Genomic DNA, 23554 nt, shown 5'->3' with positions numbered 1-23554 from the left:
TCAGGCGGTCTCGGCACGACCGGACGCCTGACGACGACAACTCGGTAGGGGAACTTCTGCATGGCGATGACGGCCCAGGTCAAGGCGGAACTCGCGAGCACCACCATCACGAAGTCGTGCTGTCGCAAGGCCGAGGTGTCCTCGATCCTGCGCTTCTCGGGCGGCCTGCACATCGTGTCGGGACGCATCGTGGTCGAGGCCGAGCTCGACACCGGAGCGGCCGCGCGTCGCCTGCGCAAGGACATCGCCGAGATCTACGGCCACGACAGCGAGATCCTCGTGATGCAGAACGCCGGCATCCGCAAGGACACCCACTACGTCGTCCGCGTCTCGAAGGACGGCGAGGCGCTCGCCCGTCAGACCGGGCTGATCGACGGCAGCGGACGTCCCATCCGCGGGCTCCCGCCCCAGGTCGTCTCGGGCTCCTCGTGCGACGCCGTCGCGGCCTGGCGCGGATCGTTCCTGGCGCACGGCTCGCTGACCGAGCCCGGACGCTCGTCGGCGCTCGAGGTCAGCTGCCCGAGCCCCGAGGCGGCCCTCGCGCTGGTCGGCGCCGCACGGCGGGTCGGCATCAGCGCCAAGGCGCGCGAGGTGCGTGGCATCGACCGCGTCGTCATCCGCGACGGCGAGGCCATCGGTGCGCTCCTGACGCGCCTGGGCGCCCACGAGTCGCTCCTGGCGTGGGAGGAGCGCCGCATGCGCCGCGAGGTGCGCGCGACCGCCAACCGGCTCGCCAACTTCGACGATGCCAACCTGCGCCGCTCGGCCCGTGCGGCCGTCGCCGCCGGCGCCCGCGCCCAGCGCGCCCTGGAGATCCTCGGCGACGAGGTGCCCGACCACCTCAAGATGGCCGGCACGCTGCGCGTCGAGCACCGTCAGGCGAGCCTCGAGGAGCTCGGCCAGCTGCACGAGCCGGCCCTGACGAAGGACGCCATCGCGGGCCGCATCCGCCGTCTGCTGGCGATGGCCGACAAGCGGGCCGAGGACCTCGGCATCCCCGACACCGAGTCGACCCTCGGCGACGACGCCCTCGCCGACGACTGACCCCCTCCCGACGCGGGTCGGTTCCCCTCGCTTCGCTCACGGTCGGCCTCCCGTGGGAACGAGCATCTCGTTCGCCAGGGAGCGCCAGCCTCGCTTCGCTCACGGTCGGCCTCCCGTGGGAACGAGGATCTCGTTCGCCAGGGAGCGGAGCGACCGTGAGGGAGCGCCAGCGACCGAGGCGGACGTCAGGGATCGGGCTTGGGTGGGTTCCCCTCGCTTCGCTCACGGTCGGCCTCCCGTGAGAACGAGGATCTCGTTCGCCAGGGAGCGGAGCGACCGTGAGGGAGCGCCAGCGACCGAGGCGGACGTCAGGGATCGGGTTTGGGTGGGTTCCCCTCGCTTCGCTCACGGTCGGCCGCAGGCGGCCTCCCTGGGGAACGAGGGTTTCCGTTCGTCAGGGATCGGGCTGGGGTGGGTTCCCCTCGCGTCGCTCACGGTCGGCCGCAGGCGGCCTCCCTGGGGAACGGGCATCTCGTTCGCCAGGGATCGGGCTTGGGTGGGTTCCCCTCGCTTCGCTCACGGTCGGCCTCCCTGGGGAACGAGCATCTCGTTCGCCAGGGAGCGGAGCGACCGTGAGGGAGCGCCAGCGACCGAGGCGGACGTCAGGGATCGGGTTTGGGTGGGTTCCCCTCGCTTCGCTCACGGTCGGCCGCAGGCGGCCTCCCTGGGGAACGAGCATCTCGTTCGCCAGGGAGCGGAGCGACCGTGAGGGAGCGCCAGCGACCGAGGCGGACGTCAGGGATCGGGTTTGGGTGGGTTCCCCTCGCTTCGCTCACGGTCGGCCGCAGGCGGCCTCCCTGGGGAACGAGGGGTTCGTTCGCCAGGGAGCGCCAGCGACCGTGAGGGAGCGCCAGCGACCGAGGCGGACGTCAGGGATCGGGTTTGGGTGGGTTCCCCTCGCTTCGCTCACGGTCGGCCGCAGGCGGCCTCCCTGGGGAACGAGCATCTCGTTCGTCAGCGATCAGGCTGGGTGGGTTCCCCTCGCTTGGCTCACGGTCGGCCGCAGGCGGCCTCCCCGGGGTGCGCGACACGCAGGTGACTCGCCGGTAGGGGTGTCACCTCGGTAGGGTGGGGACGTTACCCACCCGATCCAGCAGGAGATCAGTTTCCCGTGACCGTACGCGTAGGCATCAATGGATTTGGCCGCATCGGCCGCAACTTCTTCCGCGCGGCGCGTGCCGCCGGCGCTGACATCGAGATCGTCGCCGTCAACGACCTGACGGACAACAAGACGCTCGCCCACCTGCTCAAGTACGACTCGATCCTCGGCCGTCTCGACGCCGACGTCACGTACGACGACGCCAACATCTTCGTCGGCGAGCAGAAGATCGCGGCCTTCGCCGAGCGCGACCCCGCCAAGCTCGACTGGGCCAGCGTCGGCGTCGACATCGTCATCGAGTCGACCGGCTTCTTCACCGACGCGACCAAGGCCAAGGCCCACGTCGACGGCGGCGCCAAGAAGGTCATCATCTCCGCGCCCGCCAAGAACGAGGACATCACGGTCGTGATGGGTGTCAACCACGAGCTCTACGACCCGGCCGCGCACACCGTGATCTCCAACGCGTCGTGCACGACGAACTGCCTCGCACCGATGGCCAAGGCGCTCAACGACGGCCTCGGCATCGAGAAGGGCCTGATGACGACGATCCACGCGTACACGCAGGACCAGAACCTGCAGGACGCCCCCCACAGCGACCTGCGTCGCGCGCGGGCCGCCAACCTCAGCATCATCCCGACGTCGACCGGCGCCGCCAAGGCCGTCAGCCTCGTGCTGCCCGAGCTCAAGGGCAAGCTCGATGGCTACGCGCTGCGCGTGCCCGTGCCCACCGGCTCGGCGACCGACCTGACGTTCACCGCCTCGCGCGAGACCACGGTCGAGGAGGTCAACGCGATCGTCAAGGCGGCCGCGGAGGGCGCCATGAAGGGCTTCCTGGTCTACACCGAGGACGAGATCGTCTCGGCCGACATCGTGACCGACCCGTCGTCGTGCATCTTCGACTCGGGCCTCACCAAGGTCATCGGCGACCAGGTCAAGGTCGTCGGCTGGTACGACAACGAGTGGGGCTACAGCAACCGCCTCGCCGACCTCGTCGTCCACGTCGGCTCGACGCTCTAAGCGCGTGCTCACGGTCTCGGACCTCGGCGACCTGCGCGGCAAGCGCGTCCTCGTCCGCAGCGATCTCAACGTGCCGCTCGACGGCAAGAAGATCGCGGACGACGGACGCGTGCGCGCCAGCGTGCCGACCATCAAGCGGCTCGCCGACGCGGGCGCCCGCGTGCTCGTGACGGCGCACCTCGGCCGTCCCGACGGCGTCCCCAACCCCGACTACTCGCTCGAGCCGGTCGCCGAGCGGCTGGGTGAGCTGCTCGGCTCGCCCGTGCTGTTCGCGGGCGACACGGTCGGCGCGCAGGCGCACCGCATCAGCGCCGCGCTCCAGGACGGCCAGGTCGCGGTGCTCGAGAACGTCCGGTTCAACGAGGGCGAGACCAGCAAGGACGACGCCGTGCGCGGTGCGTTCGCCGACGAGCTCGCGGCCCTGGCCGACGTGTTCGTCTCGGACGGCTTCGGCGTCGTCCACCGCAAGCAGGCCAGCGTCTACGACGTCGCGACGCGTCTGCCGGCAGCCGTCGGCGGGCTCGTCGAGGCCGAGGTCACGGTGCTCGAGCGCCTGACCGAGAGCCCCGAGCGTCCGTACACCGTCGTGCTCGGCGGGTCGAAGGTCTCCGACAAGCTGGGCGTCATCGACAACCTGCTGTCGAAGGCCGACAACCTGCTGATCGGCGGCGGCATGGTCTTCACGTTCCTCAAGGCCCAGGGCCACGAGGTCGGCAAGTCCCTGCTCGAGGACGATCAGCTCGACGTCGCCCGCGGCTACATCGAGCAGGCCGAGGCGCAGGGCGTCCGGCTGGTGCTGCCGACCGACATCGTGGTGGCACCGGCCTTCGCCGACGCCGATGCGACGACCGTCGCGGCCGACGCGATCCCGTCCGACCAGCTCGGGCTCGACATCGGCCCCGACTCGGCGGCGGCGTTCGCCGACGTGATCCGCGGCTCGAAGACGGTCTTCTGGAACGGCCCGATGGGCGTGTTCGAGATGGCGTCGTTCGCCGAGGGCACCCGCTCGGTCGCGCAGGCCCTCACCGAGGTCGACGGCCTGTCGGTCGTCGGCGGCGGCGACTCCGCCGCGGCCGTCCGCCAGCTGGGCTTCGACGACGAGCAGTTTGGCCACATCTCGACCGGTGGCGGCGCGAGCCTGGAGTACCTCGAGGGCAAGACGCTCCCGGGCCTGGACATCCTCGAAGAATCCACCGACAGGAACGCAGACGCATGAGCTCCGCACGCACGCCCCTGATGGCCGGCAACTGGAAGTCCAACCTCAACCACCAGGAAGCCGTCGTCCTGGTCCAGAAGCTCGCCTGGACCCTGCAGGACAAGAAGCACGACTTCGAGAAGGCCGAGGTCGTGGTCATCCCGCCGTTCACCGACATCCGCAGCGTGCAGACGCTCGTCGACGGTGATCACCTGGCGATCGGCTACGGCGCGCAGGACGTGTCCGAGCACGACGGCGGCGCCTACACGGGCGAGATCTCGGCGGCCATGCTGGCCAAGCTGGGGTGCTCGTACGTCGTCGTCGGTCACTCCGAGCGGCGCGAGCACCACGCCGAGAGCGACGCCGTCGTCAACGCCAAGGCCACCAAGGCGCTCGCGGCGGGCATCAGCCCGATCGTGTGCGTCGGCGAGGGCCTCGAGGTCCGCCAGGCCGGCGACCACGTCGCCCACACCCTCGAGCAGCTCGACGGCTCGCTGACCGGTCTGACCGCCGACCAGCTCGCCGACGTCGTCATCGCCTACGAGCCCGTATGGGCCATCGGCACCGGCGAGGTCGCGACGCCCGAGGACGCGCAGGAGGTGTGCGCCGCGATCCGCGGACGGGTCGAGGAGACCTGGTCGTCGGAGACGGCCGCTGCATTGCGTATCCTTTACGGCGGGTCGGTGAAAGCGGCGAACATCGCCGCCATCATGGCGAAGTCGGACGTCGACGGAGCCCTGGTCGGCGGAGCAAGCCTCCAGCCGGAGGAGTTCGCCGGGATCGCCCGCTTCTACGCCATGCCGGACCTGTCCGGCGCCTGACGAACGAAGGCATGTTGTGATTCTGATTTTCTCGGTCATCCTCGCGATCAGCAGTGTGCTGATGATCGTGCTGGTCCTGATGCACAAGGGACGCGGTGGCGGCCTCTCTGACATGTTCGGTGGCGGCGTGTCCAGCTCCCTCGGCGGCTCCTCCGTCGCCGAGCGCAACCTCGACCGCATCACGGTCGGTATCGCAGTCGTCTGGGTCGTGTGCATCGTGGCACTCGGCCTGCTCCTGAAGGTGAGTAACTAGTGGCAGCAGGTGCTATCCGGGGCAGCCGCATCGGCTCCGGTCCCATGGGTGAGGCCGAGCGTGGCGAGGCGGCTCCGCGCCAGTTCGTGACGTTCTTCTGCATCAACAACCACACGACCGAGCTGCAGTTCGCGATCGAGGCCGAGGTGCCGGAGTCGTGGGACTGCCCCCGGTGCGGCATGCCGGCGAGCGTCGACTCCGACAACCGTCCGACGGCCAAGAAGATCGAGCCGTACAAGACGCACCTCGCCTACGTCAAGGAGCGTCGCTCCGAGACCGAGGCCGACGAGATCCTCAAGGAAGCCGTCGAGGGCCTGCGCGCCAAGCGCAAGTCCGGCGAGATCATCTTCTAGCCCGCCCCTGCGACCCACCGCGTCCGCCCACGGCCATCGTGCCGTGGCCGGACACGTTTCGTGCGGATCCCACGGCCGGCTCTAGGGCAGCTGGGACGCTGCGGCGGCGTCGAGCAGCCAGACGGTCTCGGCCGTGCCGCGGGCGGCGGACGCGGGGGAGTCGTCCAGCGTGCCGTCGCCCAGGGCGCGCGCCACGGCCTCGGCCTTGCCGTCGCCCGACACCAGCAGCCAGACGCTGGCGGCGTGGTTCAGCGTCGCCAGCGTCAGCGAGAGACGCTCGGGCGGCGGCTTGGGCGAGTTCTCGACGCCGACGACGCGACGCTCGGTCTCGTGCAGCTGGGCGAACCCGGGGAACAGCGAGGCGATGTGGCCGTCGGGCCCGACACCGTGCAGCACCAGGTCGAACGGCTCGTCGGGCAGGACGGACGCGTGCGCGTCGGCGGCCGCCCCGATGCTGGGGAAGCCCTCGTCGGACGCCGGCATGGTGTGCAGCCGCTCGGCGGGCACCCCCACGCGCGTGAGGAACGCGTCGCGCGCCTGCTGGTCGTTGCGATCGGCGTGGCCGGCGGGCACGAAGCGCTCGTCGCCCCAGTAGACGTCGACCGAGGCCCAGTCGACGCCGCCGGCCTCGATGCGCTCGTACGCCTTCACCGCGATCGTGCCACCCGTCAGGACGATCGACGGCGTGCGTCCACTGCGGTGCACCTCGGCGAGCCGGTCGACGACCCGACGGGCGATCGCGTCGGCCAGGGCGTCGGCGTCGGGGAAGATCTCGGTGGTGCTCATGAGTCCCTCTCCAGCATGTGGGCGATGGTGTCCTGGTAGATGTCGTCGGCGTCGAGCCGGCGCAGGTCCTCGGCGAGCAGCTCGGCCAGCGTCCGTGCGCCCAAGGGCACCTCGCGCGGCGACGAGCCCGGCACGCTGAAGTGGCACGAGCCCGAGTCGATGCGCTCGATCACGACGTCGCCGGCCGAGGTGTTCAGCACGACCGACGCGATCTGGGCGGTCTCGCTGCGCCGGGTCACGATGTCGATGCCGAGGCGGCTCTCGAGCCACGCGACCAGAAGCGTCGCAGCGGGATTTCCCGACCCGGCGACGACAGTCCCGCCGGTGACGGTGCCGGGTGACTGGTCGAGCGCGGCGGCGAGCAGGGCCCGCCACGGCGTCAGCCGCGTCCACGACAGGTCGGTGTCGCCGGGGGAGTAGGAGCGGGCGACGGCCTTGAGCGAGCGCACGGGCGACGACGTCGCCTCGGCGTCGGTGAGGCGACGTCGCGCCAGCTGACCGATCGCGTCCTTGGACGGATCGGTCGGCGGCTTGCCGGGCCACCAGACGACGACGGGGGAGTCGGGCAGCAGCAGCGGCAGGACGACCGACTCGGCGTGCCGGGTCAGCTCGCCCGAGATGCGCAGCAGGATCGACTCGCCGGACGAGCTCTCACCCACCCTCACCTTGGCATTGAGCTGGGCGGCGCCGCGTCCGTCGCCGAGGATCACGCCGATGACGCGCGAGGGGTGCTCGCGCGACAGTGCCGTCGCGGTGCGCAGGGCCTCGCTGACGTTCTCGTCGTCGGTGACGACCAGCAGCGTCAGCACCATGTCCATCGCGGGGCTTCCCGCGGCGGAACGGGCCTTCACTAGGGCGCGCGCGATGCGCGAGGAGTTGGTCTTCTCGAGTGCGATCTCCATGGCTACGGACGCCTCCAGGTGCGGCCGTCGCGGGCCATCATCTCGTCGGCGGACGCGGGGCCCCACGTGCCGGACGGGTAGGTGTCGATCGTGGGGCTGCGGCTCCAGTGCTCGATGACGGGGTCGAGGATCTTCCAGGCCAGCTCGACCTCCTCGTGCTGCGGGAACAACGGCGGATCGCCGAGCAGGACGTCGAGGATCAGGCGCTCGTACGCCTCAGGGCTGCTCTCGACGAAGGCACCGCCGTAGGCGAAGTCCATGTTGACGTCGCGGATCTCCATCGTCGTGCCGGGCACCTTCGCGCCGAACCGCAGCGTGACGCCCTCGTCGGGCTGGATGCGCATGACGAGCGCGTTCTGGCCGAGCTCCTCGACGTCGTTCTTGCTGAACGGCTGGTGCGGTGCCCGCTTGAAGATCACGGCGACCTCGGTGACGCGGCGACCGAGCCGCTTGCCTGTGCGCAGGTAGAACGGCACCCCGGCCCAGCGACGCGTCGACACGTCGACCCGGATCGCGGCGTAGGTCTCGGCCCGTGAGCCGTCGGGGACGCCGTCCTCCTCGAGGTAGCCGCGCACCTTCTCGCCGCCGGCCCAGCCGGCCAGGTACTGGGCCTGGGCGGTGTGCAGGTCCATGTCGGCGGCGGGACGCGCGTTGGCGAGGATCTTCTGCTTCTCCAGGCGCAGCGACGACGCGTTGAACGAGACGGGCTCCTCCATCGCGATGAGCGCCATGAGCTGCAGCAGGTGGTTCTGGATCACGTCGCGGGCGGCGCCGATGCCGTCGTAGTAGCCGGCCCGCGACCCGATGCCGATGTCCTCGGCCATCGTGATCTGCACGTGGTCGACGTAGTGGCTGTTCCAGATCGGCTCGAACATGCCGTTGGCGAAGCGGAACGCCAGGATGTTCTGCACCGTCTCCTTGCCGAGGTAGTGGTCGATGCGGAACACCGACTCGCTCGTGAACACGTCGGCGACGATGCGGTTGAGCTCCTCGGCCGACGCGAGGTCGTGACCGAAGGGCTTCTCGATGACGACGCGTCGCCAGCCCTTCGACGACTCCGCGAGACCGTGCTTCTTGATCTGCGAGACGACGACGGGGAACAGGCCCGGGGGGATCGACAGGTAGAACGCGTGGTTGCCGCCCGTGCCCTGCTGCTCGTCGAGCTCGGCCATCGTGTCGGCCAGGCGCTCCCACGCCTCGTCGTCGTCGAACTCGCCCGGCACGAAGCGGATGCCGGCCGCGAGCTGCTTCCAGACCGTCTCGCTCCACGGGGTGCGGGCGCCGTCCTTGGCGGCCTGCTTGATGACCTTGGAGAACGACTCGGTGCCGAAGTCCTGCCGGGCGAAGCCGACGAGCGCGAAGCCCGGCGGCAGCAGCCCGCGGTTGGCGAGGTCGTAGACCGCGGGGATCAGCTTCTTCTTGGCCAGGTCGCCCGTGACGCCGAACATGATGAGGCTGCAGGGTCCCGCGATGCGGGGGAGCCGCCGGTCGCGGGGGTCCCTCAGCGGGTTGACGACGTCAGCTGTCATGCGCGACCAGCTCACGGACGCGGGCCAGCCCCGCCTCGACGTCGGTCAGGTGCAGTCGCAGGACCGGGCGACCGTGGTCGCGCAGCACCGCGGCGTCGCCGGCGGCCTGGGAGTCGATGAACGAGCCGAACGTGAAGTCGCGGCCGTCGATCGCCAGGTCGTCGAGCGGGGTGCCGGTGATCTGCAGGAACACGCCGTTCGGCGTCCCGCCCTTGTGGTACTGGCCCGTCGAGTGGAGGAACCGGGGCCCCCACCCGAACGTGACGGGACGGGCCAGGTTCTCGGCCAGCTCCTCGCGGACGTCGGCGAACCCGGCGTGAGCGAGCCGGTCGAGGTAGACCTGCACCGCGAGGTAGCCGTGCTCGACGTCGATCTGGTCGAGCAGCTGGTCGAGCGCCTCGGCCAGGGTCGACCCCGAGCCGTAGACGTCGATGCCGTCCTCGGTGAAGTCGGGCGTCGGCACGGAGCCGGCGCCGTCGAGCAGCTCGCGGGCCGCCTTCTTGGCGCTCTCGACGTCGGGCTGGTCGAACGGGTCGATGCCGATCGCGCGGCCGGCGACCGCGACGGCGATCTCCCACATCAGCATCTGCGCGCCGAGGGGTCCGTCGACGACGCTGGAGTAGCCGGACAGCGCCGTCGGCACGGGGCTGTCGTCGACCTGCGGGTTGTCGCCGAACGCTGCGGACAGCGTCGCGTGCACGACGCTGCCGGCGAGCTCGGCGGCGCGCTCGAGGCCACCCACCTGCTGCTGGCCGATGACCGCGAGGACCGAGTCGGTCGTGGACGGGACGAAGTTGGGGGCGTCCTCGTCGGGCACGACGACGGGCAGGATGCCGCGCCCCTGCTTGCCGGTCGACTCGGCCACGAGCTGCTCGATCCAGTCGCCGATGCCGTTGCCGGAGCGATCGGCGAGCACGAGCTTGTCGACGCCGTGGTCGTTGGCGACGCCCAGCAGGACGCCGAGGCGCAGCGCCGGGTTGTCGACGTCGTCGGCGAACAGGACGGGAGCGGCCTCGCGGGCGGTCTCGAGCAGCTCACCGACGTCGGCGCCGGCCAGGCCGCTCGGCACCAGTCCGAACGCCGTCAGGGCCGAGTAGCGTCCGCCGACGTGGGGGTCGGCCCGGAACACGCGGTAGCCCGCCTCGGTGGCCTGCTGGTCGAGCGGCGACCCGGGATCGGTCACCACGACGATGCGCTCGCGCGGGTCGATGCCGGCCTCGGTGAACGCGTGCTCGTAGGCACGCCGCTGGCTGTCGGTCTCGACGGTGCCACCGGACTTGCTCGACACGACCACGACCGTGCGGTCGAGCCGGTCGGCCAGGGCGGAGCGCACCATGTCGGGCTGTGACGAGTCGAGGACCGTCAGGTCGACGTCGGCGGTGTGGCAGATGACCTCGGGAGCCAGCGACGAGCCGCCCATGCCGCAGAGCACGACGTGGTCGAGCCCCTTCGTGGCGAGCTCGTCGCGCAGTGCCTCGATCTCGGCGACGAGGGGGCGGGACGTCTCGGCGAGGCTGGTCCAGCTGAGCCGGACAGCCGCCTCGGACTCGGCGTCGGGGCCCCACAGGGTGGGGTCCTGCGCGCCGATCCGGGACGCGACGCGGTCGTCGACGGCGCTCTGCAGCGCCGCGTCGAGCTCGTCGATGGACGGGACCTTGAGCGCCACCTCGACGCTGTGCTGTCCGGCCACGGGATCAGGCCTTGTCGAGCTCGGCGGAGACCGTCTCGAGCAGCTCGCTCCACGAGGCGTCGAACTTCTCGAGCCCCTCGTCCTCGAGCTGCTTGACGACCTCGTCGTACGAGATGCCCTCGCGCTCGAGCGCCGCGATGGCGTCGCGCGACTCCTCGTAGGTGCCGTGCACCCGGTCGCCGAGGATCTCGCCGTGGTCGGCGACGGCCTCGAGGGTCTTCTCGGGCATCGTGTTGACGGTGTTGGGTGCGACGAGCTCGGTCACGTAGAGCGTGTCGGGCAGGTTCGGGTCCTTGACGCCGGTCGACGCCCACAGCGGACGCTGCGCGTTGGCGCCCTTGGCCTCGAGCGCCGTGAAGCGGTCGGAGCCGAAGACGTCCTCGTAGGCCTCGTACGCCAGGCGGGCGTTCGCGAGCGCGGCGGTGCCCCGCAGCGCGTGGCCCTCGCCGAGACGCTTGTCGACCTCGGTGTCGACGCGGCTGACGAAGAACGACGCGACCGAGTGGATCTCGGACAGGTCGCGGCCGGCGGCGTCGGCCTGCTCCAGGCCCTCGATGTAGGCGTCCATGACGCCGCGGTAGCGCTCGAGCGAGAAGATCAGCGTCACGTTGACGCTGATGCCCTCGGCGATGACGGCCGTGATGGCCGGCAGGCCCTCGAGGGTGGCGGGGATCTTGATCAGCAGGTTGGGCCGGCTGACGCGCTCCCACAGGCGGTGCGCGAGCTCGATCGTGCCCTCGGTGTCGCGGGCCTTGCCGGGGTCGACCTCGATCGACACACGGCCGTCGGCGCCACCGGACTTCTCGAACACGGGCAGCAGGATGTCGCAGCCGTTCTGGACGTCGGTGGTCGTCAGCTCGAAGACCGTCGTGTCGACGTCGGCGCCGGACGTCTTGAGCTCCTTGACCTGCGGCTCGTACTTCTCGCCCTTCGACAGCGCGGAGGCGAAGATCGAGGGGTTGGTCGTGACGCCGACGACGCCCTTGTCGGCGACGAGCTCGGCGAGGTTGCCGGACTCGATGCGCTCGCGGGACAGGTCGTCGAGCCAGATGGACACCCCGGCGTCAGCCAGGGCCTTGAGGCGATCGTTCATGAGTGCTCCTTGGTATGAGAGGTCATGCGGGACGGACGGGGCGTCAGTGCGACGCGGCGTCCGCGTTGTCACCCGGGCCGACAGGTCCTGACGGCCGGGCGTGGAACGGTGCGGTGGGCTCGCCGGAGGCGGCGGCGATCGAGTCCTTGGCGGCTGCCACGACGGCCTCGGCGGTGATGCCGAACTTGTCGTACAGCGTCTGGTAGTCGGCCGAGGCGCCGTAGTGCTCGATGCTGACGGTGCGGCCGGCGTCGCCGACCACGTCGCGCCAGCCGAGCGAGATGCCGGCCTCGACCGACACACGGGCCCGCAGCGACGGGGGGATGACCTCGTCGCGGTACGCCGCGTCCTGCTGCTCGAACCACTCACGGCTCGGCATCGAGACGACCCGGGCGGCGATGCCCTCGGCGGCCAGCAGCTCACGGGCCTTGACCGCGATCTGCACCTCCGAGCCGGTGCCGAACAAGATGACGTCGGGCGTGCCGTCGGCGTCGAGGAGCGTGTACGCGCCCTTGGCCGTCAGCGACGCCTCGGCGTAGCCGTCGGTGCCGCGCGGGAACGTCGGCAGGTTCTGCCGGCTGAGCGCCAGCGCCGCGGGACGGTCGGTGGTGTTGAGGATCGCGCGCCAGGCTTCGATGGTCTCGTTGGCGTCGGCCGGGCGGACGACGTCCAGGCCCGGGATGGCCCGCAGGGCCGCGAGGTGCTCGATCGGCTGGTGGGTCGGACCGTCCTCGCCGAGGCCGATCGAGTCGTGCGTCCAGACGTACGTGACCGGCAGCTCCTGCAGGGCCGCCAGGCGGACCGACGGGCGCATGTAGTCGCTGAACACGAGGAACGTGCCGCCGTAGGGCCGCGTGAGGCCGTGCTGGACGATGCCGTTCATGATCGCGCCCATGGCGTGCTCACGGATGCCGAAGTGCAGCACCCGCCCGTACCAGTCGCCCTGGAACTTGGCGGACGACCGCTCGGGCGGAAGGAACGACGGCTCGCCCTTGGGCGTCGTGTTGTTGGAGCCCGCGAGGTCGGCGGAGCCGCCCCACAGCTCGGGCAGGCCCGCGACGGCCGCGGACAGGAACTCGCCCGAGGCGACACGGGTCGCGACGCCCTTGGCGTCGGCCTCGTAGACCGGCAGGTCGGCGTCCCAGCCCTCGGGGAGCTCGCGGTTCTTGAGGCGCTCGAGCAGGGCCGCGCCCTCGGGGTTGGCCGACGTCCACGCCTCGAACGTCTTCTCCCACGACGCGCGCGCGGTGGCGGCGCGGTCGCGGACGGCGTGCGTGTGCTCGATGACGTCGTCGTCGACCACGAACGTCTTCTCGGGGTCGAAGCCGAGCAGCTCCTTGGTCGCCTTGATCTCGTCGTCGCCGAGCGCCGATCCGTGCGATCCGCCGGTTCCCTGGGCGTTCGGGGTGGGCCACGCGATGATCGTGCGCAGCTGGATGAAGCTGGGACGGTCGGTGACGGCCTCGGCGGCCTGGTAGGCGTCCCACAGGGCCTGGACGTCCTCGACGTACTCGGTGCCGCCGTTGGTCCAGTCGACGGTCTGGACGTGCCAGCCGTAGGCCGCGTAGCGCGCCGCGACGTCCTCGGTGAAGGCGATGTTGGTGTCGTCCTCGATCGAGATGCGGTTGTCGTCCCACAGCAGCGTCAGGTTGCCGAGCTGCTGCGTGCCGGCGAGCGAGGAGGCCTCGGCCGAGACGCCCTCCTGCAGGTCGCCGTCGGACGCGATGACGTAGACGTGGTGGTCGAAGGGGCTCTCGCCGGCCGCGGCCGACGCGTCGAGCAGGCCCCGCTCGCGGCGGGCGGCCATCGCGAGACCGACGGCGTTGGCCACGCCCTGACCCAGGGGACCGGTCGTCACCTCGACACCGGGGGTGTGGCGGTACTCGGGGTGACCGGGCGTCTGGCTGCCCCACGTGCGCAGGCTCTTGAGGTCGTCGAGCGTCATGGGGTAGCCCGCGAGGTACAGCTGGATGTACTGCGTCAGGCTCGAGTGCCCGCACGACAGCACGAAGCGGTCACGGCCGGCCCAGTGCGGATCGGTGGGGTCGTGGCGCATCAGCTTCTGGTAGTGCAGGTAGGCCACGGGGGCCAGGCTGATCGCGGTGCCGGGGTGGCCGTTGCCGACCTTCTGCACGGCGTCGGCGGCCAGCAGACGAACGGTGTCCACGGCCTTCTTGTCGAGGTCTGTCCACTCCAGGGAGGGGGTTCCGGACGTCACAGCGGTGGCTCCTGATCGTCGTACGAGCGTGGGGGATGACTGGCGTCGAAGGCCGTCACGCCGAGCCTACTCGCGTCGCTTAGACTGATGCACGTGACCGCCATGGATGTGAACACCGCCAGCCAGAGCGACGTACCCACTTCCCCGTCGTTCACCGATGTCGTCAAGTCGTACGTCGCCCTGACCAAGCCCCGCATCATCGAGCTGCTGCTCCTGACGACGGTCCCGGTCATGTTCCTCGCGCAGCAGGGCGTGCCGCCGTTCTGGCTCGTCATCGCGACGTTCGTGGGCGGCGCCCTGTCGGCCGGCAGCGCCAACGCGCTCAACTGCGTCGTCGACGCCGACATCGACCAGCTGATGCGTCGCACCTCGCGCCGTCCGCTGGCCCGCCACCAGATCCCGACGCGCAACGCCCTGGTCTTCGGCCTGGTCCTCGGGGTCGTCTCGACCGCCGTGCTGGGCGTCTGGGTCAACTGGCTCTCGGCGGGCCTGGCCCTGGTCGCCAACGTCTTCTACGTCATCGGCTACACGATGATCCTGAAGCGCCGCACGACGCAGAACATCGTGTGGGGCGGGGCGGCCGGCTGCTTCCCGGCGATGATCGGCTGGACCGCCGTCACCGGCGAGCTCGCGATCGCGCCGTTCATCCTGTTCCTCGTCGTGTTCTTCTGGACGCCGCCGCACTTCTGGTCGCTCGCGATGCGCTACCGCGAGGACTACGCCGCGGCGAGCGTCCCGATGCTCCCGTCGGTCGTGGGCTCGGCCGAGGTCGCGCGCCAGATCGTCGCCTACACGTGGGTCATGGTCGGCACGTCGCTGCTGCTGTGGCCCCTGACGCCGACGGGCTGGTTCTACCCGGCCGTCGCGATCGTGCTGGGCATCGTGTTCCTGAGCGAGGCGTACGACCTGAAGTCGCGCGCGCAGGACACCGAGGAGCTCGCGGTGCTCAAGCCCATGCGCCTGTTCCACTACAGCAACGCCTACCTGGCCCTGCTGTTCGTGGCCGCCGCGGTCGACCCCTTCCTGCGCTGACCGCCGCCGCCACGGCGGCGGATCACGACTCCCGCAGGCGCTCCAGCAGCTCGTCCAGGGCACGGGCGTTGCCGGCGAGGTGCCATCGGTGGCCCCGGTGGTGGACGACCGCGGTGCGTCCGCCGGCCGCCTCGACCAGCGCCTGGCCGGGCAGCCAGTCCCACGGCTCGGTCGAGTGCTGGGCCCACACGCCCACGCGCCCGGTCGCGACGTTCGACAGGTCCATCGATCCCGAGCCGAGCACGCGGGGCGTCGCGACCCCGGAAACGATGGCCTGCCACGACTGCAGCACGTCGGGGTCGCCCAGTGTCGTGGGGTGGATGTAGGTCGCGAGGCTGCACTCGGCGAGCGGGCGGTCGGCCAGCCGCGGCAGGGCGACCCCGTCGAGCGTCGTCGGTCGGTCACGCCCGCCGACCCACGTCTCGCCGCTGCTGGGCTGGTGGACGGCGCCGAGCGCGGCACCGTCGTCGTCCTGCAGGGCCAGGGCGCTGCACCAGTAGGCGAGCCCCGACACGAAGTTGTAGGTGCCGTCGACGGGGTCGATGACCCAGCGACGTCCGCTCGTGCCGTCGTGCGCGGCTCCCTCCTCGCCGAGGATCCCGTCGTCGGGCCGGGCGCGTCGCAGCGTCTGCGTCACGAGTTCCTCGGCCGCGCGGTCGGCGGCCGTGACGACGTCGGAGACCGACGTCTTGTGGTCGGTGCGCAGGCCCTCGGCCCGCATGCGGGCGGCGAGCGAGCCCGCCGCCGTCACGAGCCGGACGGCCAGGTCGGCGTCGGACAGGGTCGGGTCGATGTCCCAGGCGTCAGGCATGCGCGTCAGTCTAGGATCAGCCCCACCCGACCCCTCAGGAGCCACCATGCCCGTCGATCCCACCGGCGCCGACCTGAAGCGCTACCTCGCGGAGGACCCCGGCGGTCCGGTCGTGATGCTCAACCTGCTGCGCTTCGTCGACGGCGGCCGTCCCTCGTACGAGCAGTACGCGCGCGAGATCGAGCCCTTCCTCGCCCGCGTGGGCGCGAGGGTCGTCCACCTCGGCGACACCTCGACCGCGCTGGTCGCGCCCGACGGTTTCGAGTGGGACGCCGTGCTGCTGGTGGAGTACCCGGATCGCCGCGCCTTCAGCGCGATGGTGGCCGATCCCGAGTACCAGGCCATCACGTCGCTGCGCACGTCCGCGCTGTCGGACGCCGTGCTCCAGGCGACGACCCCGTGGCCCGCCTGAGTCAGGCGGTCAGACGCCAGCCCGCGACGTCGATCAGGAAGAACGCCAGCACCAGCGCGCCCAGGTAGAACGTCGACACCGCCAGGGCCGCGCCGACGCGGGTGGGCACGGACGACGTCCGCGTCGCGCGGAACGCGACCGCCGTCGCCCAGCCCAGTGCGGCCTCGGCGGGGACGACGTAGATCGCGACCCCGCCCCAGCGCGTCGTGTCGCCGGTCGGCTCCCACAGACCGAGCGTCGGGGCCGCGATCTCGGCGCCGAGGAAGACGACCGCCGACAGCACCGCGGCGAGAGCGGGCCGTCCTCCGGCCAGCGCGACGGCCACAAACAGCGGCGCGACCCACATGCCGGCCATCGCGAGCGGGATGACGTCGTCGACCCGCACACCGCCGGTGTCGGGGAACCGCAGCGTGCCGACGAGCCCCGACAGCACCCAGTCGGGCAGCACCTGGAAGATCGACACGGGCACCAGGAACGCCGCGAGCGCGGCGAAATCGGGACGGCCCGAGCGTCGGGCAGCGACCTGCAGCGCCGCGACGTAGGCCACGACCGTCGCGAGCACGCCCCACCCTTGGGCGGGGCGGTCGAGCGACAGCGAGACCCCGCCGGCGACCAGCAGCCCGACGTGCACCAGCACGAGGGGGACCAGGTCGGTGCCGTGGTCGGACGACGCGGGGGACTCGGTGACCGAGGTCGAGGACATCCCGTCACCGTAGGGTGACCCGGGTCTCAGGTCAACGGACGGCGGACGTCTCCGACCCGCCCGGGCGCTGCCCCACCAGGACGCGCGCCGCGGCGACCTCGACGACCAGGCGCGTCGCGACGGCCACCAGCACCGCGGCGCCGACCAGGTGCGTCGCGACCAGGACGATCGGCAGGTCGGTGAAGTACTGGACGAAGCCGAGCGTTCCCTGGGCCAGCTCGGCGACGAGCAGGCCGACGGCGAGTCGTGCGACCGGTGTGCCCCGTAGCAGCACGCAGCACCCGATCGTCAGCGCGACGAGCACGTAGACCGCGGCGGCGTGCACGTGGCTCATGACCTGCGGGTCGAGCATGTTGCGCGGCGCCTCGTCGTCGCCGGCGTGGGGTCCGCTGCCGGTCACCACGGTGCCGAGGTAGACCACGCCCCACAGCACGGCGTAGGTCGCGACGACGAGCCCCCGGGCGCGCGGCGACACGGACTCGGGTGCCGTGCCGCGCACCCGCACGACCAGCAGGACGGACGCCGCGACGAGCAGGAGCGACAGCAGCAGGTGCAGCGACACGATCCACGGGTTGAGGTCGGTCAGCACCGTGATGCCGCCGATGACGCCCTGGAACGGCACTCCCAGCGCGATGAGCCCGGCCAGCCGGCGCAGGCGTCGTGACGTGCCCGACCAACGCCACACGGCCACGAACGTGGCCACGACGACCGCGATCAGGACGTACGTCAGCATGCGGTTGCCGAACTCGATGACGCCGTGCACGCCGAGCTCGCGGTGCGGCGTGAACGACTCGTCGGTGCACTTGGGCCACGTGGGGCAGCCGAGCCCCGACCCGGTCAGGCGCACGAGGCCGCCCGTCAGGATGATGACGGTGTTGGCGACGACCGCGGCCCACGCCCATCGCTCGACGGACGTGCTGGTGGGCTCGCGCAGCCCGAGCCACGATCGTCCGGCAGTGGTGGTCATTCCCATTTGAACGTCCTCGACACGAGAAGGCTGGCGCACACCGTCCAGATCAGCAGGACGACGGTGGCGAAGGCAGAGGGGCCGTTGCCGGCGAAGGAGTCGCGCAGGCCCTGCCCGAGCGCGCCGGAGGGCAGCAGCTCCAGGACGTGCCGCGCGGCCTCGGGGTAGCGGCTCAGTGGCACGAGCAGCCCCCCGCCGACGAGCAGCAGGACGTAGACGAGGTTGGCCACCGCGAGCGTCGCCTCGGCGCGCAGGGTGCCGGCGATCAGCAGCCCCAGCGAGCCGAAGGCCGCGGTGCCGAGCACGATCAGCGCGAGCATCTGCAGGACGGCCGTGAACCCGCCGTGCGGCTGCCAGCCGAGCGCGAGCCCGACGCACGACAGCACCGTCAGCTGGACGACCTCGATCGCCACGACGGCGCCGATCTTGCCGAACATCAGCCCCCAGCGGGGCAGCGGGGACGCGCCGAGGCGCTTGATGATGCCGTAGCGGCGCTCGAAGCCCGTCGCGATCGCCAGCGACGTGAACGACGTCGACAGCACGGCGAGCGCGAGGATGCCCGGCGTGATGATGTCGATCGTGCGGCCGGGGCCGAGGTCGACGACCGCGGTCGCCTGCGAGCCGAGGACCAGCAGGACGAGGGGGATCACCATCGTGATCAACACCTGCTCGGCGTTGCGGGTCTGCAGCCGCAGCTCCATGGCGGTCTGCGCGCGCAGCATCGCGGCCCTGGGGGCTGCGCCGGGCCGGGGTGACAGGTCGAGGTGCGTGGGGGCGGGGCTCACCGCAGGGCCTTTCCGGTGAGCTCGAGGAACCGGTCCTCGAGGGTCTGGCGCTCGACGAGCAGCGACTCCGTCAGCACGCCCTGCGAGGCGCACCACGTCGCGAGCGTCGCGAGCAGCTGCGGGTCGACGGCGCCGGCGACGACGTAGGCGCCCGGCGTCACCTCGTCGACCTTGGTGTCGTGGGGGAGCGCCCGCATGAGGTCGACGACGTCGAGCCCGGGACTGGCCGTGAACCGGACCGTGTTCTCCGATCCCGACGCCGCGAGCATCTGGGGCGTCCCCGAGGCGATGACGCGCCCACCGTCGACGATGTGCACCTGGTCGGACAGCGCCTCGGCCTCGTCCATGAAGTGCGTCGTGAGCACGATCGTGACGCCGCTGGAGCGCAGCTCGGCGATCAGCTCCCACGTCGAGCGGCGTGCCGCGGGGTCGAGGCCCGCGGTGGGCTCGTCGAGGAACAGCAGCTCGGGACGTCCGACGATCGCCATCGCGAGGCTCAGCCGCTGCTGCTGCCCGCCCGACAGCCGGCGGTACGGCGTCGTGCCGTACGAGCCCATGTCGAGGCGATCGATCAGCAGGTCGACGTCGAGCGGGTGGGCGTGCAGCGACGCGATGTGCTGCAGCATCTCGCGCGAGCGGGCACCCGACCACGCGCCGCCCGACTGCAGCATGACGCCGACCCGCGGACGCAGCAGGTGCGCGTCGGCGACGGGGTCGAGGCCCAGCACGCGCACGGATCCGGCGTGGGGCGAGCGGAATCCCTCGCACGTCTCGATCGTCGTGGTCTTGCCCGCGCCGTTGGGTCCGAGGATCGAGGTGACGGTGTGCGGGGCGACCGTCAGGGTCAGGCCGTCGACGGCGGTGACGTCGCCGTAGCGCATCGCGAGGGCGCGGACGTCGACCGCGGGCACCTCGCCGACGACGGGCGTTCCGGACGGCTCTGACACCCCCACAGTGTAGGTGTCGCCCGGGGATCGGGGGTCCGGGGCACCGGCCGGTTCAGGGACCTTCGACCCCGGACGCCCGCACCATCGGCGGCTAGCGTGGCGAGATGACCCAGGATCCCGCGGTTCTGCATCCGGAGCACTACACGGTCGTGTTCGAGAACGACCGGGTGCGCGTGCTGGAGTACGTCGACCACCCCGGGGAGGGGACGTCTCCCCACGACCACCCCGACAGCGTCATGTGCACGCTGACGTCGTTCGACCGGCGCCTCGCGGCGGGGGAGCACCAGGTCGACGTCCACCTCGACAGCGGGTCCGTCCGGTGGCTCGACGCCCAGCGGCACGCGGGCCTCAACATCGGCACGACCGACACGCACGCGCTGTTCGTCGAGCTCAAGGAGCCCGCTCCGGCCGGTCGGCCGCGCGTGTCGTCGCTCGGCCCGGTCGATCTCGGAGCAGGCGACGGAACCGGTGCGCCGCACTAGGCTCGATGCATGGACCTGCCCGTCATGCCCCCGGTCAAGCCGATGCTCGCCAAGTCCGTCAAGGGCGTGCCGGCCGCCGACTCGGTCGACGGGGGACTGTCGTACGAGCCCAAGTGGGACGGCTTCCGGTGCATCGTCTTCCGCGACGGCGACGAGATCGTCCTGGCGAGCCGGTCGACCAAGGAGCTGACCCGCTACTTCCCCGACGTCGTCGAGGCGGTGCGGGCCCACACGCCCGAACGGTGCGTGCTCGACGGCGAGATCTTCCTCGCGATCGACGGGCGGCTCGAGTTCGACGCGCTGTCGCAGCGCATCCACCCCGCCGCCTCGCGCGTCACGACGCTGGCCGAGCAGACGCCCGCCTCGTTCGTCGCGTTCGACCTGCTCGCGATCGGCGACGAGTCGCTGATGGACGAGCCGTTCTCGGTGCGCAGGTCGCGTCTCGAGGCGGCCCTGTCGACGTCGTCCCCGCCGATCCACCTGACGCGGACGACGACCGACGCCGACGTCGCGCAGGAGTGGTTCGGCATCTTCGAGGGGGCGGGGCTCGACGGCGTCGTGGCCAAGGCGCTCGGCAAGCCGTACGCGCCCAACGGGCGGCAGATGCTCAAGATCAAGCACGCCCGCACGGCCGACGTCGTGGTCGCGGGCTACCGCCTGCACAAGACGTCGACCGACGAGCGTCCGCTGCTGGGTTCGCTGCTGCTGGGCCTCTACACCCCGGACGGCGCCCTGCAGCACGTCGGCGTGGCGGCGTCGTTCACCGACACCAACCGCGCCAAGCTCGTCGAGCTGCTGCAGCCCCTGGTCGTCGACACCTCCGACCACCCGTGGGGCCAGTGGCAGGACGCGGACGCGCAGGCGTCGTCGCGGCTGCCGGGCGGCCAGAGCCGCTGGAGCGGCACGAAGGACCTCTCGTTCGTGACGCTCGACCCGTCGCTGGTGGCCGAGGTCGGCTACGAGCACATGGAGGGCGACCGCTTCCGGCACATGGCGCAGTTCAAGCGCTGGCGGCCCGACCGCGAGCCGGAGTCGTGCACGTACGAGCAGCTCGAGGAGGTCGTGTCGTACGACCTCGGCGACGTCCTGCTCTGAGCGGGGACGTCGTGCCGATCAGGTGCCGAGGCGCTTGAGCCGCTCGACGAAGGCGTCGTCGGGCAGCGCCGCGGTGCCGCGCGAGAGCTCGTCCTTGAGACCCGCCGACAGCTCGCCGGCGCTCTTGACCTCGGCGTGCAGCCGCTCCATCGTCGCGTCGAGCTCGGTCGCGGTGTCGGCGGCGTCCTTGAGGCCGTCGAGCAGGGCCTGCGGGACGTCCTCGCGGTACTTGTAGTGGATCTTGTGCTCCAGGCTCGCCCAGAAGTCCATCGCGATGGTGCGCATCTGCACCTCGACGAGCACCGGCACCTCGCCGTCGCTGAGGTAGACCGGCACCTCGATCAGGGCGTGCAGGCTGCGGTAGCCGTTGGGCTTGGGGGTCGTGATGTAGTCGCGCACCTCGACGATGACGACGTCCGACTGGCTCGTGAGCATGTCGAAGACGTGGTAGACGTCCGACACGAAGCTGCACGTCACGCGGACGCCGGCGATGTCGGTGATCTTCGACGCGATCGACTCGAACGTCGACTCGCACTCCTTGCGGCCCATCTTCTCGAGGATGCTGTCGGGGTTCTTGAGCCGCGACGACACGTTCTCGATGGGGTTGGTCTCGTGGAGGTGCTCGAACTCCTCGCGCAGGATCGACAGCTTCGTGACGATCTCCTCCATGCCGAACTTGTAGCGCATCATGAAGCGCGTGAAGTCCTGGCGCAGCTGCTGGACGTCGTCGTGCGAGAAGTCGCCGTCGGGTCGGTCGATGAGACGACCGAGATCGATGCTCGCGGGCTTGTGGTCCACGGGCCCACTGTAGACAGTCGGCCTGTGACGGGCTCCCGGACGACCTGTGGACCTCGCGCGACGTGCCGAGCGGACGTCCGCGCCGTACCGTCGCTGCATGCACACCACCGTGACGACCGACGACGCCCAGCTGGCCGAGAAGATGCGGGCGGCCGACGCGTCGTTGCGCAAGAGCTTCGCGGCCCTGCCGGTCGACGACGTGGCCCGCGAGGTCGAGCGGTCGCTGACCGAGCTCGGCGTCGACCTGCCCGAGCCGACGGTGCGCGAGTACGCGCAGCACGTGTCGGACCGCGCCGACTACGAGCTCGTCCTGCCCTGAGGTGTGCGGCGTCCGCCGGACGTCATCACGGACGAGCCGTCCCCCGTACAGGTGTGATGACGTCCTAGCCTGACGTCGCGGACGTCATCACTTCAGTACGTACGCCACCGCATCGGTGATGACGTTCCGGCAACGTCAGCCCTTCTTCGCCTTGCTGGGCTGGACGCGCTTGGGCTCGCCCGGCATCTTCGGGTACTCCGGCGGGTAGGGCATCTCGGTCGGGTCGGCGGCCCACAGCTCGAGCAGCGGCTCGAGCGAGTGGTGGACGTCGTCGATCTCGGCCCAGGCGTCGCCGTCGGCGGCGAGCTTCGCCGGGACGGTGTGCAGCGTGAAGTCGCGGGGATCGGTGACGCCGCGCAGCTCGTCCCACGTGACGGGCATCGACACCGTCGCACCGGGCGCGGGCCGCAGGCTGTAGGCCGACGCGATCGTGCGGTCGCGGCAGTTCTGGTTGAAGTCGACGAAGACGTTGTCGCCGCGCTCCTCCTTCCACCACTTCGTGGTGACCCCCTCCGTGCGCTCCTCGAGCGCGCGGGCGAACGCGATGGCGGCGTGGCGGACGTCCGTGAACGTCCACCGCGGCTCGATGCGCGCGTACACGTGGATGCCCCGCTTGCCGCTGGTCTTGGCGAACGCACGGACGTCGAGCTCGGCGAACAGCTCGCGCGCCACGTCGGCGACGCGGACGGCGTCGGCGAACGTCGCGGACCCGAACGGGTCGAGGTCGATGCGCAGCTCGTCCGGGCGGTCGTTGTCGGCGCGACGGGTCGGCCAGGGGTGGAACGTGATGGCACCCATGTGGGCGGCCCATGCCGCGACGGCGACCTCGGTCACGCACAGCTCGTCGGCGGGACGTCCGGACGGGAACAGCACGCGGGTGCTCTCGACGTACGACGGCGCGCCCCGCATCATGCGCTTCTGGTAGAACGCGTCGCCGTGGCTGTCGGCCCTCGTCGACATCTCCATGCCCTCGCGGACGCCCTTGGGCCACCGCTCGAGCGCGACGGGACGCTCGCGCAGGGCCCGCAGCAGGCCGTCCTCGACCGCGACGTAGTACTGGGCGACCATCAGCTTGGTGACCTCGGGCGAGCGCTCGGTCTCCTCGTAGATGACCCGGGTGGGGCTGGAGACCCGCACGGTCCGGCCGCCCGCCTCGATCTCGACCGCATCGCTCGCCATGGCACGACTCTAGGCCGTGCGTGG

At 71.1% G+C, this 23554-nt stretch carries 24 protein-coding genes; 11 read left to right on the top strand and 13 right to left on the bottom strand.

Annotation, left to right across the window (positions count from 1 at the left end; all coding sequences use genetic code 11):
* The first annotated feature begins 60 nt into the window (after positions 1-60).
* The 6 genes from whiA to IFT73_RS06570 all read left to right on the top strand — a co-directional run bounded on the left by whiA (position 61) and on the right by IFT73_RS06570 (position 5782).
* Positions 61-1044 carry a DNA-binding protein WhiA gene (whiA, locus tag IFT73_RS06595; RefSeq protein ID WP_056609009.1) on the top strand — a complete coding sequence of 328 codons (984 nt, stop codon included), beginning with the start codon at positions 61-63 and terminating at the stop codon, positions 1042-1044.
* Positions 1045-2155: 1111 nt separating this feature from the next.
* Complete coding sequence (gene gap / locus IFT73_RS06590) at positions 2156-3160, top strand: type I glyceraldehyde-3-phosphate dehydrogenase (protein WP_192166871.1); 1005 nt, start codon at positions 2156-2158, stop codon at positions 3158-3160.
* Positions 3161-3164: 4 nt separating this feature from the next.
* Entirely contained in the window at positions 3165-4376 is a 1212-nt protein-coding gene (gene pgk, locus IFT73_RS06585) for a phosphoglycerate kinase (RefSeq protein WP_192166870.1), read from the top strand.
* Entirely contained in the window at positions 4373-5176 is an 804-nt protein-coding gene (gene tpiA / locus IFT73_RS06580) for a triose-phosphate isomerase (protein WP_192166869.1), read from the top strand. The genes pgk and tpiA overlap by 4 nt, the downstream gene beginning before the upstream one ends.
* A 16-nt stretch (positions 5177-5192) precedes the next feature.
* A complete protein-coding gene (secG, locus tag IFT73_RS06575) occupies positions 5193-5429 on the top strand; it encodes a preprotein translocase subunit SecG (RefSeq protein WP_056609001.1) in 237 nt (78 codons plus the stop codon).
* Entirely contained in the window at positions 5429-5782 is a 354-nt protein-coding gene (locus IFT73_RS06570) for an RNA polymerase-binding protein RbpA (protein ID WP_082556189.1), read from the top strand. The genes secG and IFT73_RS06570 overlap by 1 nt, the downstream gene beginning before the upstream one ends.
* A gap of 81 nt (positions 5783-5863) precedes the next feature.
* Here IFT73_RS06570 and pgl read toward each other — a convergent pair whose 3' ends face one another.
* The 6 genes from pgl to tkt are packed head-to-tail and all read right to left on the bottom strand — an operon-like array spanning position 5864 to position 14000.
* Complete coding sequence (gene pgl / locus IFT73_RS06565) at positions 5864-6568, bottom strand: 6-phosphogluconolactonase (protein WP_192166868.1); 705 nt, start codon at positions 6566-6568, stop codon at positions 5864-5866.
* Positions 6565-7470 carry a glucose-6-phosphate dehydrogenase assembly protein OpcA gene (locus IFT73_RS06560; RefSeq protein WP_192166867.1) on the bottom strand — a complete coding sequence of 302 codons (906 nt, stop codon included), beginning with the start codon at positions 7468-7470 and terminating at the stop codon, positions 6565-6567. Before IFT73_RS06560 ends, pgl begins: the two co-directional genes overlap by 4 nt.
* 2 nt (positions 7471-7472) lie before the next feature.
* Positions 7473-8999: a glucose-6-phosphate dehydrogenase gene (zwf, locus tag IFT73_RS06555; protein ID WP_056610525.1), complete on the bottom strand. Its 1527-nt coding sequence runs from the start codon at positions 8997-8999 to the stop codon at positions 7473-7475.
* Entirely contained in the window at positions 8989-10689 is a 1701-nt protein-coding gene (locus IFT73_RS06550; RefSeq protein WP_371811177.1) for a glucose-6-phosphate isomerase, read from the bottom strand. The genes zwf and IFT73_RS06550 overlap by 11 nt, the downstream gene beginning before the upstream one ends.
* Before the next feature lie 4 nt (positions 10690-10693).
* A complete protein-coding gene (gene tal / locus IFT73_RS06545; protein WP_192166866.1) occupies positions 10694-11782 on the bottom strand; it encodes a transaldolase in 1089 nt (362 codons plus the stop codon).
* A gap of 43 nt (positions 11783-11825) precedes the next feature.
* Entirely contained in the window at positions 11826-14000 is a 2175-nt protein-coding gene (gene tkt, locus IFT73_RS06540) for a transketolase (RefSeq protein WP_192166865.1), read from the bottom strand.
* 102 nt (positions 14001-14102) lie between these two features.
* Between tkt and IFT73_RS06535 the strand changes: the two genes are divergently transcribed.
* Positions 14103-15032 carry a heme o synthase gene (locus tag IFT73_RS06535; RefSeq protein WP_157432658.1) on the top strand — a complete coding sequence of 310 codons (930 nt, stop codon included), beginning with the start codon at positions 14103-14105 and terminating at the stop codon, positions 15030-15032.
* Between the two features lie 22 nt (positions 15033-15054).
* On the opposite strand, the gene IFT73_RS06530 is transcribed toward IFT73_RS06535, so the two are convergent.
* The gene (locus IFT73_RS06530; protein ID WP_192166864.1) at positions 15055-15843 is read right to left on the bottom strand and encodes an inositol monophosphatase; all 789 of its coding nucleotides are present in this window, start codon (positions 15841-15843) and stop codon (positions 15055-15057) included.
* A 46-nt stretch (positions 15844-15889) separates the two neighbouring features.
* Here IFT73_RS06530 and IFT73_RS06525 point away from each other — a divergent pair, with 46 nt between their 5' ends.
* Positions 15890-16255 carry a DUF1330 domain-containing protein gene (locus IFT73_RS06525; RefSeq protein ID WP_192166863.1) on the top strand — a complete coding sequence of 122 codons (366 nt, stop codon included), beginning with the start codon at positions 15890-15892 and terminating at the stop codon, positions 16253-16255.
* A gap of 1 nt (position 16256) precedes the next feature.
* Here the strand turns inward: IFT73_RS06525 and IFT73_RS06520 are convergent, their stop codons facing one another.
* Genes IFT73_RS06520 through IFT73_RS06505 form a run of 4 tightly spaced genes read right to left on the bottom strand, consistent with a single transcriptional unit; the run spans position 16257 to position 19657 of the window.
* Positions 16257-16958: a hypothetical protein gene (locus IFT73_RS06520; RefSeq protein ID WP_192166862.1), complete on the bottom strand. Its 702-nt coding sequence runs from the start codon at positions 16956-16958 to the stop codon at positions 16257-16259.
* 31 nt (positions 16959-16989) lie between these two features.
* On the bottom strand, positions 16990-17931 hold the full coding sequence (locus IFT73_RS06515) for a heme A synthase (protein WP_197983513.1): 942 nt from the start codon (positions 17929-17931) through the stop codon (positions 16990-16992).
* Entirely contained in the window at positions 17922-18710 is a 789-nt protein-coding gene (locus IFT73_RS06510; RefSeq protein ID WP_371811176.1) for an ABC transporter permease, read from the bottom strand. The genes IFT73_RS06515 and IFT73_RS06510 overlap by 10 nt, the downstream gene beginning before the upstream one ends.
* Positions 18707-19657 (bottom strand): ABC transporter ATP-binding protein, encoded by a 951-nt coding sequence (locus IFT73_RS06505; RefSeq protein WP_371811174.1) that lies wholly within the window; start codon positions 19655-19657, stop codon positions 18707-18709. The genes IFT73_RS06510 and IFT73_RS06505 overlap by 4 nt, the downstream gene beginning before the upstream one ends.
* 104 nt (positions 19658-19761) lie before the next feature.
* Between IFT73_RS06505 and IFT73_RS06500 the strand changes: the two genes are divergently transcribed.
* Positions 19762-20139 (top strand): cytoplasmic protein, encoded by a 378-nt coding sequence (locus IFT73_RS06500; RefSeq protein ID WP_192166861.1) that lies wholly within the window; start codon positions 19762-19764, stop codon positions 20137-20139.
* Positions 20140-20148: 9 nt separating this feature from the next.
* A complete protein-coding gene (locus tag IFT73_RS06495; RefSeq protein ID WP_192166860.1) occupies positions 20149-21234 on the top strand; it encodes an ATP-dependent DNA ligase in 1086 nt (361 codons plus the stop codon).
* Positions 21235-21252: 18 nt separating this feature from the next.
* Here the strand turns inward: IFT73_RS06495 and IFT73_RS06490 are convergent, their stop codons facing one another.
* Positions 21253-22032 carry a GTP pyrophosphokinase family protein gene (locus IFT73_RS06490; RefSeq protein ID WP_371811173.1) on the bottom strand — a complete coding sequence of 260 codons (780 nt, stop codon included), beginning with the start codon at positions 22030-22032 and terminating at the stop codon, positions 21253-21255.
* Between the two features lie 97 nt (positions 22033-22129).
* Here IFT73_RS06490 and IFT73_RS06485 point away from each other — a divergent pair, with 97 nt between their 5' ends.
* Positions 22130-22351, top strand: a complete 222-nt coding sequence (locus tag IFT73_RS06485; protein WP_192166859.1) for a hypothetical protein — start codon at positions 22130-22132, stop codon at positions 22349-22351.
* A gap of 135 nt (positions 22352-22486) precedes the next feature.
* Here the strand turns inward: IFT73_RS06485 and IFT73_RS06480 are convergent, their stop codons facing one another.
* A complete protein-coding gene (locus IFT73_RS06480) occupies positions 22487-23530 on the bottom strand; it encodes a DNA polymerase domain-containing protein (RefSeq protein ID WP_192166858.1) in 1044 nt (347 codons plus the stop codon).
* Positions 23531-23554 lie beyond the last annotated feature (24 nt).

This window comes from Aeromicrobium sp. CFBP 8757 (assembly GCF_014841755.1).
In the GTDB taxonomy this organism is placed as follows: domain Bacteria; phylum Actinomycetota; class Actinomycetes; order Propionibacteriales; family Nocardioidaceae; genus Aeromicrobium.
The sequence above is the reverse complement of the archived record's forward strand: the minus strand, read 5'-3'. Positions and strand labels throughout refer to the sequence as shown.